This window comes from Mesorhizobium sp. YC-39 (assembly GCF_025753795.1).
GTDB lineage: Bacteria > Pseudomonadota > Alphaproteobacteria > Rhizobiales > Rhizobiaceae > Mesorhizobium.
In genome coordinates this window covers 270487-283358 of the sequence record NZ_JAOWPS010000003.1, presented here as the reverse complement: position 1 = coordinate 283358, position 12872 = coordinate 270487, and the positions used below count along the sequence as shown (strand labels likewise).

Below are 12872 nucleotides of genomic sequence, written 5' to 3'. Positions count from 1 at the left end.
GCCTGAGGCATGGCTTTCAGATTCCGTTACACCCTTTTGGCCTCAGTGCTTTTCCTGCTTCCTGTTGCCGTTGTCGCTCACGCCGACGCGCTAAGACCCTTCAAGGACGATCTCTTCGCCTATCCGGCCACGCTCTCGTCCGCGAACAACGGCGCCTATACGGTCATCGACTATCGTGAGCTGCGCGATATCAACGCCCGCGACCAGGTGCCGGAGCGCCGGGTGCACGTCCAATATGTCGACACCAGCGTGCGCAAGGTGCAGCAGGATCTGTTGCTGAAGACCGATGCCGGCGATGTCCGCCACGTCGCCGTCGGCAAGACTGAGGGCGCCGGCATCATCGTGCTCTACCTGCATGGGCAGGGCGGCAGCCGCAAGCAGGGCGTCGACGACTTCACCTTCGGCGGCAATTTCAACCGCATCAAGAACCTGATGGCCGGCAATGGCGGCCTCTATCTCTCTCCGGATTTTACCGATTTCGGCGATACAGGTGCTGCCCAGATCGCCGCGCTGATCGATCACTATGCCGAACAGTCGCCAGGCGCGAAGATATTCGTTGCCTGCGGCTCGATGGGCGGCGCGCTGTGCTGGAAGCTGGCTGCCCGCAAGGATACCGGCGGTCGCATCGACGGGCTGCTGCTGCTCGGCTCGCTGTGGGACGAGAGCTTTTTCGCAAGCCCTGCCTATAAGCGCCGCGTGCCGGTCTTCTTCGGCCAGGGCAGCAAGGATCCTGTGTTTCCCGTGGAAAAGCAGGAAACCTTCTTCCGTTCGATCCTGGCCAAATCGAAGAGCTACCCCACCCGCTTCGTCCGCTTCGAGACCGGCACCCATGGCACGCCAATCCGCATGACCGACTGGCGCGGCACGCTCAACTGGATGCTGTCGAAAGCGCCTTGAAGCCTCAAGGCGGGGTGTTGTAGTCGAGCACGGTTTGCGGGTTGATCTCGCCGTCATAGGATGCATCGACATCGTATTGCACCAGCGAAAAATTGCCGTTGCGAAACAGATAGGTGCCCGCCGATGAGGCGTCGCCGACGCCGCGCCATTTGTTCATGGACGAGATCGTCTTGGTGGCATCGTCATAGTCGGAATTGACCAGCTGGTCGTCGGTCTGGAAGCCGATGATGTTGATCGCCTCGACCTTGCCTTCGCTGTTGTTGTTCTCATAGCGGATATCGAGTTCCGGCGAGGCGAACTGCAACTGCCGCACACCCGATACGTCGTCGGAGATGTAGTAGACGGCACTCTCATTGTAGGCCGCCATCGAGCAGAAGAAGCGGAACAGCCGCATCTCGCGTTCGGGTTCGTCGGCAGCCGCGCTTGCATCCTTGTAATGGAGGGTATGGGTCGCCGGCTCGCCTACTGGCTTGCCCTCCGGCGTTTCCTTGTCGCACTGGTCGCCATAGGTGGCGGCGAAGGCCTTCTTGGCTTGCTCCAATGCCGCGTCTTTCTTCGGTGGCGGCGGGCCGTCGCCGCAGCTTTCCGGCACCGCGTCCTCGAAATCGACTGTCGCGGGCTTCAGCGCGCCCTTGTCGATGAAGATCGGCTGGAACGGCGGTTCCTGGATCGAGGCATTCACCTGGCGCAGCGTGTAGCAGCCGGCGAAGACCTTTGCCTCGCCCTTCTTGTCGGTCGCCTGGATGGCGACGGGAACGTTGTAGTAAATGCTGCCGGCCGCACCTTCATCGGACACGGCGCCGGTCTTGACGTCGACCTTTTCGGTGCCGTCATAGCCCTTGACGAATGTCTCGAAATCCTTGGCCGGCTTGGTGTCGCCGAAATAGCCCCAGGCGCGCGCGAATTCATGCCGGCTGATGGCGCTATAAAGCGAGCGGATGACCGCTTCGGCGTCCGATCGGTCGTCGATATAGGGAGCTTCGGCGGCGAGCACTGGCTGGCCTGCTAGGGCAAGGGAGAAAAAAGCGGTTGCTGCAACAAAGGCGCTTCTCATCGGGAATCTCCACCTGATGGGAAATTCTATCATACCGATTGCGGCGGCGTGGTGACGCTTGAAGAATCGGCGGGGAAGGCGCTACGTCCCGTCGTCGGCGTTCCGGCCGGACAGGAGAAACTCACGTGACCATATCTATGTACGAGGCATCCGTGCCGGTGTTTACGGCCAGGCTGAAAGCGCTTTCTAATGTGCTCTCGACCGCTGAACAGAATGCGACCGACCGCAAGATCGACCCGCAGGTGTTTCTGACGGCGCGACTGGCGCCCGACATGTTCGCATTAGCCAGGCAGGTACAGATCGCCACCGACCACGCCAAGGGCGCGCCGTCACGGCTTGCCGGCCGCGAAGTACCCAAATACGAGGACAATGAGGCGAGCTTTGCCGACCTGCAGGCACGCATCGCCAAGACCCTGGACCTTTTGGCGACGTTCTCTGCTGCCGATTTCGAAGGCTCGGATGACCGGATGATCGAGCTGAAGCTTGGCCAGCGCGAAATCTCGATGGCCGGCATGCAATATCTGCTGCATCTGGCCATGCCCAACTTCTACTTCCACGTGACCACCGCCTACGACATTCTGCGACACAATGGCGTGCCGCTGAGCAAGGCGATCTTCCTGGGATCACGCTGAGACTTCGAGGTTTCCCGGTCCCGCCAGGAAACCTCACACCACTAAATATTCAGCGCAGAGACATCTCGCGGGCAATGCGCGGGAAATCGGCCGGCTTGACGCCGATGTCGGCGCGGTCGGCATTGCTCATCGAGTGAAGCAGGGCAAGTGCCGCGCGATAGCGCAGATGCTCCTGCGGACGCGGACGGGCAAACATTTCAGTGAAGAACCCCATGAATCAGGCCCCCGTGTTGATCCTCCACGGCCCTCAATATAGGCAAATCATGACAATTGTGCAGTGCAACATTTGCATGGCAGCCATGCCGCATCGATACTTTTTTGACCATATTCGACGTGTCGGGTGAAACTTCTGGCGCGGTCGAACGTACGTATAATGCCGGCTTGGGCCGGCTTTTCCTCGCCATTCCTGGCGCACTTCCGGACTGCATGAAGATGCAGTCCGGCTTTTTGTATCAGCGCAACGAGACCAAACGGCAGCCGGGCTTGGAGACGAGCGGTGCCTTACTGTATGCTGCAGCTTCATCCCCGCGCAGCCGCGCAATGCTTTCCCGCCGGAGAAAATTCCATGGACAAACGCCGCCTCGGTCGGACCGATCTTCTTGTATCGCAGATTTGCCTGGGATCGATGACCTGGGGCCAGCAGAATACCGAGGCTGACGGCCACGCCCAGATGGATCTGGCCTTTTCGCGCGGCGTCAATTTCATCGATACTGCCGAGCTCTATCCGATCCCACCCAAGGCCGAGACGCAAGGCCGGACCGAGAAGATCATCGGCAGCTGGATGAAGGCCAGAGGTAACCGCGATCGGGTGATCCTGGCCTCGAAGGTGGTCGGCCGCACCGCCAACGCATGGTTTCGCGGCAACCGCCCGTCGAAGCTGGTGCGCGCCGACATATTCGACGCCATCGAAAAGTCGCTGGCCAAGCTCGGCACCGACTATATCGATCTCTACCAGATCCATTGGCCGGAACGCGATATACCCTGGGGCGCCAACCCGAACCGCATCGGCGCCGTGCCGCGGCGGGCCGACGCTGTTGGCGCGCCGGCCGGCGAGACGCCGATCGCCGAGACGCTCGCCGTCTTCGACGAGCTGGTGAAGACGGGAAAAATCCGCCATTTCGGCCTGTCGAACGAGAGTTCCTGGGGCGTCATGCGCTTCATCGCCGAGGCCGACAAAGGCGTCGGGCCGCGCGTCGTCTCGCTGCAAAACGCCTATAATCTCGTCAACCGCGGCTTCGAGGTGAACCTGGCCGAAGTCTGCGAGCGCGAACAGGTTTCGCTTCTTCCATACTCACCGCTGGCGCAAGGTTATCTGACCGGCAAATACGACCATGGGGCGCGGCCGCAGGGCTCGCGCTCGCAGCTTTTCAACCGTGGCCAGCGCTATGAGACCCCGAATGCCGCGGCCGTGCTGCTCGAATACAACGAGCTGGCGCGCTCCTTTGGCATGGAGCCGGCGTTGTTTGCCAATGCCTATGTCGCAAGCCGGCCCTTCGTTACCTCGAACATCGTTGGCGCCACAGCGATCTGGCAGCTCGAAATGGCGCTGTCTTCGGTCGACGTGACCTGGACCGAGGAGATGCAGAAGGCGGTCGATGCCATCCACCAGCGCGTCGGCAACCCGTGCCCGTAACGCGTCGGGAATGAAAATATCCAGCAATGACAAGGGGAAGGGGGCAGAAATGAATTTTTCGATCGAGGCCGTGCGGGAACAATTTCCGGCGCTCTCCCTGACCGACAAAGGCCGCCGCCGCATCTATCTCGACAATCCCGCCGGCACACAGGTGCCGCAGACCGTCGCCGATGCGGTGTCGCGTTGCCTTTTGACCACCAACGCCAATCTCGGCGGCTTTTTCGAAACCACTGTCGCGGCGCAAGAAGTCGTCGGCGCCGCCCATGCGGCGATGGCCGATTTCCTCGGCGCCGCGAGCCCTGAGGAAATCATCATCGGCGCCAACATGACGACGCTGACCTATCACATGTCGCGCACGCTCGGGCGTGGGTTCAGGCCGGGTGACGAGATCATCCTCACCCGCATGGACCATGAGGGCAATGTCTCGCCCTGGCTGCAACTGGCCGAAGATCTTGGCCTCGTTGTGCGCTGGCTGTCTTTCGACGAGCAGAGCTGGCAGGTCGAGGAGGCCGCCTTGCAGGCGCTGCTTTCGGAGAAGACACGGCTTGTCGCGCTGAATTACGCCTCCAACCTCACCGGCTCGATCAACCGCGTGAAGGCGCTGACTGGCATCGCCAAGAGCGCCGGCGCGCTGGTTTATGTCGATGCCGTGCAGTTCGCGCCTCACGGGCTGATCGACGTCAGGGATCTCGGTTGCGATTTCCTGATCTGTTCGGCCTATAAATTCTTCGGCCCGCATATGGGCATTTTGTGGGGCCGCCACGCGGTGATCGATGCGCTGCAACCGTACAAATGCCGCTGCTCGTCCAACGGCCTGCCGGAACGGTTCGAACTCGGCACGCCGCAGATCGAGCTGATGGCCGGCCTGTCGGCCGCTGTCGATTATTTTGCGGAACTGGGCGCTGCGGCGGGCGAGGGCGGGTCGCGGCGGCGCAAGATTGCCAGGGCATTCGAGCTGTCCATCGCCTACGAGAATCCGCTGGCGCAAAGGCTGATCGACGGTCTGTCCGACATTTCAAGCCTGACCATCCATGGCATCACCGATCCGGCGCGCCTCAGCGAACGCGTGCCGACAGTCTCGTTCACCGTCGACGGCATCGTGCCGGAGACGATCGTGCGGCAGATGAATGCGGAAAACATCTTCCTCTGGTCCGGCCACAACTATGCCTGGGAGATCGTCCACCAGCTCGGCATTCCAGCCGAACAGGGCGTCGTGCGTATCGGCATTGCGCACTACAACACCGCAGCCGAAATCGACGAGACGCTGGAGAGCGTGCACCGGGTGATTGCCATGCTCAGGCAACAACGATCCTGAGCGCCACGAAGACTACTTGCCGCCGAATCCGGTGAGGAGGGCGGTAAGATTGTCGGCGAGCGCGTCGCAGAGATAGCCGCCTTCCTGGACGATGACCGTCGGCAGGCCGAGCCGTGCAATAGCCTCGCCGATGCGTGAGAAGCCTGGCGTGGTCACGGATAAGCCACCGAACGGATCGCCTTCGAAGGCGTCGAGCCCGAGCGCCACGACCAGCGCTTCCGGCGCAAAGGCGCGGATGCGCTGCAAAGCCACGTCCAGCGCGTCGAGGAACGCGGCATCGCCAGACTTGCGCTGTAACGGCAGGTTGAAATTGTAGCCGAGGCCGGCGCCTTCGCCGCGCTCGTCGGCATAACCCCAGAAGAACGGATAAAAGCGCACCGGGTCGGCATGCAGCGAGACCGTGAGCACGTCCGATCGCGCATAGAAAACGCCTTGCGTGCCATTGCCGTGATGCAGGTCGACATCGAGGATCGCCACACGGGCTGCTTGTCGGCGCAAGACCTGCGCCGCCACCGCCGAATTGTTGATGAAGCAGAAGCCGCCCGCGACATCGGCAAAAGCGTGATGGCCGGGCGGACGACAGAGCGCATAGGCTGAAGGCGCGCCCGACATCACTGCCTCGGCGGCCTCGACCGCGCTCCAGGCGCTCCATAGCGCGCTTTGCCATGTCTCGCCGGAGATCGGGCAAGCGGTATCGGCCATGTGGTAGCCGGCCTGGCCGACGGCCGAGGCCGGATAGGAGCCACCGCGCGCTATCGGATGGATATTGGGGATGACTTCAGCCGAGGCGCCCTCGATGCGCTGCCAGCGCGCAAAGATGTGCTCGAGGAAGTCGAGATATTCGGGCGTATGCACCGAAGCGATCGGGCCAAGCCCATGATCCCTCGGTCGCTCGATCGTGCAGCCGGCGGCCCTGGCTCCAACCAGCAATCGCTCGACCCGTTCCGGCTTTTCCGGATTGGGTTGCTGCGCACCGCTGGAGAGGAAGGCCTTTGGATCGTGGCGCTTCTGTTCCTCGGCGTAAAAGGCTTTCATTTGCTCTCCCCATCCTCCCGCGCATCGGCGAAAGCGAAGAAGGCCTCGCCGACGATCTTCTGCACCTGCTCGTAGCTCGACCAGGCGATGCCCAGCCTTTCATAAAAAGCCTTGGCGGTTTCATTGTCCGTATCGACGGACAGCCTGAGGTAAACGCCGCTGTCCTTCCGGCATTCGCGCGCGACCTGGCGCAGCAAGCGTTCGCCTATCCTGCGGCCGCGAAAACGGTCGTCGACATAGAGATCCTGCACATAGACGCCGGGCCGCCCCATCCAGGTCGAGAAGATCGGGAAATATAGGCAGAGGCCGGCGAATTCGCCGCCCACTTCCGCAATGAGGGTGGAGAAGGCGGGTTTTTCGCCAAAGCCGTAGGTGCGCAAATCCTCGGCCGTCGAGGTAATTTCCTCAGGCGCGCCGATATGGTGGCCGAGCCGCAGGATGGCTGCATGGATCGTATCGACGTCGTCGATCCGGCCGGGCCGGATAGTGACGTCCTTTGACGCTGGCTTCGACGCCATGGTCCGCACTCAACCGTCGACCGGCAAATCAAGCTCGCTTGCCAGCACCTGCAGCGAGTCGCCAATGATGGCAACGATCTCACCGATCTGCTCGGCGCTGACGATCATCGGCGGCGCCACCATGAAATTGTCGCCGTCGACGCCGCCCTTGACCCGCCTGCCATAGATGATCAGGCCGCGCTCATAGGCGAGGTCGAGCAGCCGCTGGGTCGCCTTCTTCGCCGGCGCGATCGGCCGAAGCGTGTCGGGATCGGCGACCATTTCGGCGCCCAAAAGCAGGCCCTTGCCGCGCACATCGGCGATGAAGGGGAAGCGCTTGGCCAGGCCCTTCAACTCGCTGATCAGCAACTCGCCCATGGCGGCCGCATTGGCGATCAGATTGAGGCGGTCCATCTCACCGAGCACGGCAAGCCCGGCGGCGCAGGCCAGCGGATTGCCGGCATAGGTGTGGCCGTGCTGGAAGCCGCCGGAGGCGAGCAGCGGCTCGACCAGCCGCATCGGTGCGGCCAGCGCACCGAGCGGCGCATAGCCGGAACCCAGCCCCTTCGACAGCGCGACGATGTCGGGCTTGCAGTTCCAGTGGTCGCCGCCGAGGAATTTGCCGGTGCGGCCGGCGCCGCTCATCACTTCGTCATGGATGAGCAGGATGCCGTAGCGGTCGCAGATCTCGCGGATGCGCGGATAGTAGCTGTCGGGCGCCACCAGGGCGGCGGTCGCGGCACCGCCGACCGGCTCCATGATGAAAGCGAGCACGCTTTCCGGCCCTTCGGAGAGGATTTTTTCCTCCAGCATGTCGGCATAACGGATGCCGCGCTGTTCCATCGAGAGATTGTCGCGGTCGCGCCAGGCAGTGGGCGCCGGCACGGTCGGCATCACCCGCATCATCGGCGTGAAAGTTTCGGCCAGGGCGTCGTCACCGGTAATGGCGAGCGATCCTAAAGTGCCGCCGTGATAGGACGGAAAGCGGGTGATCACCTTCCAGCGCTTGGGTTGGCCGGTTGCGACCGCCCACTGCCGCGCCAACTTGATGCAGGATTCCGTAGCCTCCGAGCCGCCGGAGACGAAGAAGATCCGGTCCATGCCTTCGGGCAGCTTTCTCGCCAGCTCTCTTGCCAGATCCTCGGCCGGCTCATTCTCGAAATGCAGCCGGTAGGCGAAGGTGGCGCGATCCATCTGCCGCTTCATGGCGTCGAGCACATTGCGGTTGGAATGGCCGATATTGGCGACCATCGGCCCGCTGGAGCCGTCGATGAAGCGGCGGCCGTCCTGCGTCCAGATGTAGATGCCCTCGGCGCGGTCGACCAGCGGCCGGCGCAGGCTGGACAAATAGAACAGATGCGATGGCGACCGGGCTTCGGCTTCCGGGGCAGGGGACTTGGACTTGAGCATGTCAGGTCTTTCCGAGATAGCGGTCGAGAACATTTTTCGTCACGCGTTCGACCATCGCATCCTGCCTTAGCAGGCCGGCGACCCATTCGCAGCTTCCGGCGTGGAAGATCCCGCCTTTGCCGCGCGGGAAATTGACGATCATGCCATTGCCGCGCTTGACCTTGTCGAGATTGGCGTCGCTCGCCTCGCCGAACAGCGTCTCGGCGGTGAAGCGGCCATCCTCGTCACCGAGAAACTGGTCCTCGATCGGGATATCGGCACTTTCCTCGACCTGGCTCGCCATGCCGACCGCCAGCACCTGCAGCCCGTCCGGCGCGCCACTCGTGGCCGTCGGATAAGGCAGGCCGCCGCGAATCTCGAAGTCCAGCCCGTCAACCTCGTAACCATAGACATGGCTGTCGGCGCCGAGCAGGTCGCCATAATAGATGCCGGTGCCGGCGAAGGCCCAGTGCTCCGGCCGGTAGACCGGAAAGCCGCGCACGCCGCGCGGTGCACAGCCGCCCCAGCCGGCATAGACACCCCTGGTCGCATTGAGCCCGAAGGTCGCCGAACCCGGCCGGCCGATCTCCGGTGCTTCCCAGGAATTGGTGGCGCGGGTGACGTCGCCGCCGCGATAGGCCGGGTCCTCGGCGCGGGCGCGGTATTTGTAGCAGACTTGCCGGCGACCCTCGTCCTCGAGCCTGGTCTGCCACATGAAATTGCCGGCAAAGCGCGCCGCATGGCCGCCGCGCTCGACATAGGCGTCGACCGCGTCGCGCATTTCCCAAGTCCAGTATTCGTCATGGCCAACGAAGACGACGCAGTCGTAGCCATCGAGAATATCAGGCGCAAAATGCAATTCGTGCTGGCTGGCGACATCGACCGCATAGCCTGAGCGCTCGGCAAAGCGAAAAAAGTGGCTGTCATAGCTCGCCCAGCCAGAGGAGGCGTATTTCTTCGAGTGGCCGGTGGCGAAGGCCCATTCCATGTGGGGATAGCGCGGCACGGTCTTGCGCGGCACCGCAACCTCCAGCGGCACGCGCGGCGCGCCCTTGGGCAGTACGGCGAAGCCGCGGCACCATGGCCGCTGCGTCGACACCACCGTCGCATACTGGTCGCGGTTCGGGCCGGTGATGCCTTCATAATGGTTGGAGCCGCCCCAGGTGTTGTAGGCGAGCCATGTGCCTGTCGCCGCGACCTGCAACACACGGCCGGGTTTTTGGCCAGGCTGCGGAGCAACGATGAAAAGATGGTGGCAGCGGATCGGCTGGCCGTCACGGCCGTCGGCTTCAAGCGTCACCCGATAGGCGCCGGACGGCCACTCGTCGCCGATGCGGAATTCGAAGGATGCTTCCCAGCCGCAACCTTCGACCGAACACTGGTCGGGCGTGTCCTGCCAGCGCGCCGCGATGGCTTTCTGCTCGAACACTTTCGTCTCGGCGCCGCCATCCCGAACAATCACCATGTTGAAGCTGGCGGCGGTCGCGCTGACATACAGCGTCACCGTCTCGCCCGGACGATACGAAAACCGGTCTGTGTAGCACCAGATCTCGCCGCGCTCGCCGTCCATCCCCGGCCGTTCGTAATAATGAGTGCGCACCGCTTGCCGGCGCTGCTCCGGCGTCAGTCCGAAATCGGGAAATTCGGTCGGCAGGTGGATCATGGACACCGTAGAAGTGGCATGCCGCCATTTCGGCCATAGGCCGGCCAAGCGTCAAATGGAAACGATCGGGCCAGCGATTGCTCAGCCACCCTTGGCCGCTCTCGCCAAACCGACTATCTCAGAGGGGAGCGGCAATGTCTGCTGCGGGAGTCGTTATGCTCAGAGTGCAAAAGGTCAAAGTCGACGACATCTATGTGCCGACGGCGCGCCGCAAGACGCTGCATCCCGAGACCGTGCGGCATCTGGCCGAGGATATTCTGGAAAACGGCATGAAAACGCCGATCCAGGTCCGCCATGACGGCAAGCGCCACGTCTTGGTAGAGGGGCTGCACCGGCTGGAAGCGGCGAAGTGGCTCGGCGAGACCGAGATCGACGCGTATCTCGTCCAGGCCAAGCGCCACTAAGGGCGATCGGTCGTCCCATCCTCCCCATGAAATTTTTTCGCGAACCGTGTCGGCCAGCGCCTTGCCCGTCCGTCTTTCAAACGGAACCGAAAGCAAGCGGCCCTGAACCGCCGTCACCGAGGAGACTGCCATGTCCAGATCGATGTTTTTCGCCATTCTCGCTTCGGCTGCCGCATTGCTGGCCGCGCCGGGCGCCACCATCGCAGAGGAGACAAAACCCGCCATGACCACCGAGACGAACGCAATGCCGAAACCGGAAAAGTCCGGCCTGCTGCCGGTCGACGGCCTGGACTATTATTACGCCATCTACGGCAAGGGCGAGCCGCTGCTTCTCTTGCATGGTGGCCTCGGCACGTCGGACATGTTCGCGCCGATCCTGCCCAAGCTCGCCGAGAACCGCACTATTATCGTTGTCGACCTGCAGGGGCATGGCCGCACCGCGCTGGGCGAACGTCCATTCACCCTTGAGGCGATAGGCGACGACATGGCCGCGATCGTCAAGGCGCTCGGTTACGACCAGGTCGATGTCATGGGTTATTCTTTGGGCGGCGGCGTCGCCTTCCGCATGGCCGTCCAGCATCCCGAAGCGGTGCGTCGGCTGGTTCTTGTGTCGACCGGCTATGCCGCCGACGGTTTCTATGCCGAGATGCGCGGCCAGCAGGCGCAGGTCAGCGCGGCGGCGGCCGATTTCATGAAGGACACGCCGATGTACAAATCCTATGTGGCGGTGGCGCCGCGCCCGCAGGATTTTCCAAAACTGCTCGACACGCTCGGCAACTTCATGCGCAACGACTATGATTATTCGGCCGACGTCGCCAAGCTGAAGATGCCGGTGATGCTGGCCTATGGCGACGGCGACATGTACCGGCCCGAGCACGAGATCAAATTCTATCAGATGCTCGGCGGCGGAATGAGGGACGCAGGCTGGATGCGCGAGAACCTGTCGCAGAACCGGCTGGCCATCCTGCCCAACCGTACCCACTATGACGTCTTCTTCGCCCCGGAACTGACCGCCGCCGCACTGCCCTTCCTCAACGGCGAGACCAAGGTGAAGAGCTGGGACGAGGTCGTCAGCGAATAATGTATAAAATTGCTGCCGGCCGTCTTCGAGATGGCCGGCAGTTTTTTACGCCTATGACGCCTTGGCGCGGCGCGGCTCTCTCAGATGCTTGATCCCTGCCATCTCGACGAAATTCGTCGCCGACTCCCAGAGATAATCGCCATAGAGAAACGGCTCGAAAGGTTGTGCACCTGCGAGCGGCAGCGGCGCGATTTCGGCGTCGACGCGTGGCTCGTAGAAAAACGGGATCGAGTAACGCGCCGTTTTCGGCGCAATCACCCGGTGCCGGGTCGCCCTGACCCGGCCGCCGGTCCAGCGCTCCAAAAGCTGGCCGAAATTGACCGCCAGTGTGTTGTCTGCCGGCGGCACGTCGATCCATTCGCCCGACAGGTTCTTTGCCTGCAATCCCTCGACGCCGTCCTGCGCCAGCAGCGTAACGAACCCGGAATCGGCATGTTCGCGCCCGATGATGCTGCGCGTCTCGCCCTTGTGGACCACCGAGAACTCCGGCCCGCTGGTGTCGATGCCGGCACTTGCGTCGCGCAAGGGATAGCGGATGAGACGCAACGTCGAGATGCCGCCTTGAAAATCCGCGTCGAAGATCGTTTCCGGCAGGCCGAGCCCGCGCGCAATAGAGCGCATCAGCGCGTTGCCCACCGTCTCCATTGCCCGGTAATAGCTCGCGGTGGCCTCGCGCCAGCCGGGCAATGTCGCCTCGGCGGGCAGGGGCGTCGGCTCGCGCAACGGATCGTCCGATTGGGCGCCTTTGGAGGCTTGCCCATGCGCCAGGTCCGGCCCCATGTCGATGCCTTCCTTGTAAGACACGGCGGTGGGCTGCAGCGGGAACCAGCCGCGATAGACATTCTTTTTGGTGCGATCGAAATTCCAGCGCAGCAGTTTCTGCTTCTCGGCGTCGGGCAGGGTGAAGATGCGCAGCAGCTGCGCCCGCTTTTCGGGCGTCAGCCATGCATCGCCGGGAAAACCCTTGATCGCCATAAAGCCGATGCCCGAGGCAGCGGCCAGGATCCTGGCGTCGGTACGGTTGCGGGCGGGCGAGGGCGGTCCGAACAGATCCGCAATCCCGATGGTCTCGATGTCCTGCGCCATGGCGTCTCTCCCAATCTGCCCTTCGCCAAGCAGGCGCAATGGCCTGCGTCCTGTCAATCGCGTGTTGTTGGGCCAAACGGATCGCGGCTGCATCACGGCGATAAATGGAGCCATCAGGGCTTTTCAATTGACCGGGCCATTCCCGCCGCTACCCTTGCCGCCAGTTTCCAAGCGATGGATCGGGGT

At 62.8% G+C, this 12872-nt stretch carries 13 protein-coding genes; 6 read left to right on the top strand and 7 right to left on the bottom strand.

What is annotated here, in order from left to right; genetic code table 11:
- The first annotated feature begins 9 nt into the window (after positions 1 to 9).
- Positions 10 to 897, top strand: a complete 888-nt coding sequence (locus OHD62_RS18100; protein WP_263784239.1) for an alpha/beta hydrolase — start codon at positions 10 to 12, stop codon at positions 895 to 897.
- A 4-nt stretch (positions 898 to 901) separates the two neighbouring features.
- On the opposite strand, the gene OHD62_RS18095 is transcribed toward OHD62_RS18100, so the two are convergent.
- On the bottom strand, positions 902 to 1951 hold the full coding sequence (locus OHD62_RS18095) for a DUF1176 domain-containing protein (protein WP_263784238.1): 1050 nt from the start codon (positions 1949 to 1951) through the stop codon (positions 902 to 904).
- Positions 1952 to 2076: 125 nt separating this feature from the next.
- On the opposite strand from OHD62_RS18095, the gene OHD62_RS18090 reads away from it, so the two are divergent.
- The gene (locus OHD62_RS18090; RefSeq protein WP_263784237.1) at positions 2077 to 2583 is read left to right on the top strand and encodes a DUF1993 family protein; all 507 of its coding nucleotides are present in this window, start codon (positions 2077 to 2079) and stop codon (positions 2581 to 2583) included.
- Between the two features lie 49 nt (positions 2584 to 2632).
- On the opposite strand, the gene OHD62_RS18085 is transcribed toward OHD62_RS18090, so the two are convergent.
- A complete protein-coding gene (locus OHD62_RS18085; protein ID WP_006332943.1) occupies positions 2633 to 2797 on the bottom strand; it encodes a hypothetical protein in 165 nt (54 codons plus the stop codon).
- 351 nt (positions 2798 to 3148) lie between these two features.
- On the opposite strand from OHD62_RS18085, the gene OHD62_RS18080 reads away from it, so the two are divergent.
- Both OHD62_RS18080 and OHD62_RS18075 read left to right on the top strand, forming a co-directional pair.
- Positions 3149 to 4216, top strand: coding sequence for an aldo/keto reductase (locus OHD62_RS18080; RefSeq protein WP_263784236.1), 1068 nt, complete (start codon positions 3149 to 3151; stop codon positions 4214 to 4216).
- A 49-nt stretch (positions 4217 to 4265) separates the two neighbouring features.
- Complete coding sequence (locus OHD62_RS18075) at positions 4266 to 5531, top strand: cysteine desulfurase-like protein (protein WP_263784235.1); 1266 nt, start codon at positions 4266 to 4268, stop codon at positions 5529 to 5531.
- Positions 5532 to 5543: 12 nt separating this feature from the next.
- Here OHD62_RS18075 and OHD62_RS18070 read toward each other — a convergent pair whose 3' ends face one another.
- The 4 genes from OHD62_RS18070 to OHD62_RS18055 are packed head-to-tail and all read right to left on the bottom strand — an operon-like array spanning position 5544 to position 10115.
- Positions 5544 to 6566, bottom strand: coding sequence for a histone deacetylase family protein (locus OHD62_RS18070; RefSeq protein ID WP_263784234.1), 1023 nt, complete (start codon positions 6564 to 6566; stop codon positions 5544 to 5546).
- Complete coding sequence (locus tag OHD62_RS18065) at positions 6563 to 7084, bottom strand: GNAT family N-acetyltransferase (protein ID WP_263784233.1); 522 nt, start codon at positions 7082 to 7084, stop codon at positions 6563 to 6565. Before OHD62_RS18065 ends, OHD62_RS18070 begins: the two co-directional genes overlap by 4 nt.
- Before the next feature lie 9 nt (positions 7085 to 7093).
- On the bottom strand, positions 7094 to 8473 hold the full coding sequence (locus tag OHD62_RS18060) for an aspartate aminotransferase family protein (RefSeq protein WP_263784232.1): 1380 nt from the start codon (positions 8471 to 8473) through the stop codon (positions 7094 to 7096).
- Position 8474: 1 nt separating this feature from the next.
- The gene (locus OHD62_RS18055; protein ID WP_263784231.1) at positions 8475 to 10115 is read right to left on the bottom strand and encodes a N,N-dimethylformamidase beta subunit family domain-containing protein; all 1641 of its coding nucleotides are present in this window, start codon (positions 10113 to 10115) and stop codon (positions 8475 to 8477) included.
- A 155-nt stretch (positions 10116 to 10270) separates the two neighbouring features.
- Here OHD62_RS18055 and OHD62_RS18050 point away from each other — a divergent pair, with 155 nt between their 5' ends.
- Both OHD62_RS18050 and OHD62_RS18045 read left to right on the top strand, forming a co-directional pair.
- On the top strand, positions 10271 to 10519 hold the full coding sequence (locus OHD62_RS18050; protein ID WP_127320334.1) for a ParB N-terminal domain-containing protein: 249 nt from the start codon (positions 10271 to 10273) through the stop codon (positions 10517 to 10519).
- 130 nt (positions 10520 to 10649) lie between these two features.
- On the top strand, positions 10650 to 11600 hold the full coding sequence (locus tag OHD62_RS18045) for an alpha/beta fold hydrolase (RefSeq protein ID WP_263784223.1): 951 nt from the start codon (positions 10650 to 10652) through the stop codon (positions 11598 to 11600).
- A 51-nt stretch (positions 11601 to 11651) separates the two neighbouring features.
- Here OHD62_RS18045 and OHD62_RS18040 read toward each other — a convergent pair whose 3' ends face one another.
- Positions 11652 to 12686: an isopenicillin N synthase family dioxygenase gene (locus OHD62_RS18040; RefSeq protein WP_263784221.1), complete on the bottom strand. Its 1035-nt coding sequence runs from the start codon at positions 12684 to 12686 to the stop codon at positions 11652 to 11654.
- Positions 12687 to 12872: the final 186 nt, after the last annotated feature.

Excerpts from the sequence above, each read along its gene's own strand:
- OHD62_RS18100 (WP_263784239.1), top strand. The coding sequence starts at position 10 with ATGGCTTTCAGATTCCGTTACACCCTTTTGGCCTCAGTGCTTTTCCTG.
- OHD62_RS18095 (WP_263784238.1), bottom strand. The coding sequence starts at position 1,951 with ATGAGAAGCGCCTTTGTTGCAGCAACCGCTTTTTTCTCCCTTGCCCTA.
- OHD62_RS18085 (WP_006332943.1), bottom strand. The coding sequence starts at position 2,797 with ATGGGGTTCTTCACTGAAATGTTTGCCCGTCCGCGTCCGCAGGAGCAT.
- OHD62_RS18080 (WP_263784236.1), top strand. The coding sequence starts at position 3,149 with ATGGACAAACGCCGCCTCGGTCGGACCGATCTTCTTGTATCGCAGATT.
- OHD62_RS18075 (WP_263784235.1), top strand. The coding sequence starts at position 4,266 with ATGAATTTTTCGATCGAGGCCGTGCGGGAACAATTTCCGGCGCTCTCC.
- OHD62_RS18070 (WP_263784234.1), bottom strand. The coding sequence starts at position 6,566 with ATGAAAGCCTTTTACGCCGAGGAACAGAAGCGCCACGATCCAAAGGCC.
- OHD62_RS18065 (WP_263784233.1), bottom strand. The coding sequence starts at position 7,084 with ATGGCGTCGAAGCCAGCGTCAAAGGACGTCACTATCCGGCCCGGCCGG.
- OHD62_RS18060 (WP_263784232.1), bottom strand. The coding sequence starts at position 8,473 with ATGCTCAAGTCCAAGTCCCCTGCCCCGGAAGCCGAAGCCCGGTCGCCA.
- OHD62_RS18055 (WP_263784231.1), bottom strand. The coding sequence starts at position 10,115 with ATGATCCACCTGCCGACCGAATTTCCCGATTTCGGACTGACGCCGGAG.
- OHD62_RS18050 (WP_127320334.1), top strand. The coding sequence starts at position 10,271 with ATGCTCAGAGTGCAAAAGGTCAAAGTCGACGACATCTATGTGCCGACG.
- OHD62_RS18045 (WP_263784223.1), top strand. The coding sequence starts at position 10,650 with ATGTCCAGATCGATGTTTTTCGCCATTCTCGCTTCGGCTGCCGCATTG.
- OHD62_RS18040 (WP_263784221.1), bottom strand. The coding sequence starts at position 12,686 with ATGGCGCAGGACATCGAGACCATCGGGATTGCGGATCTGTTCGGACCG.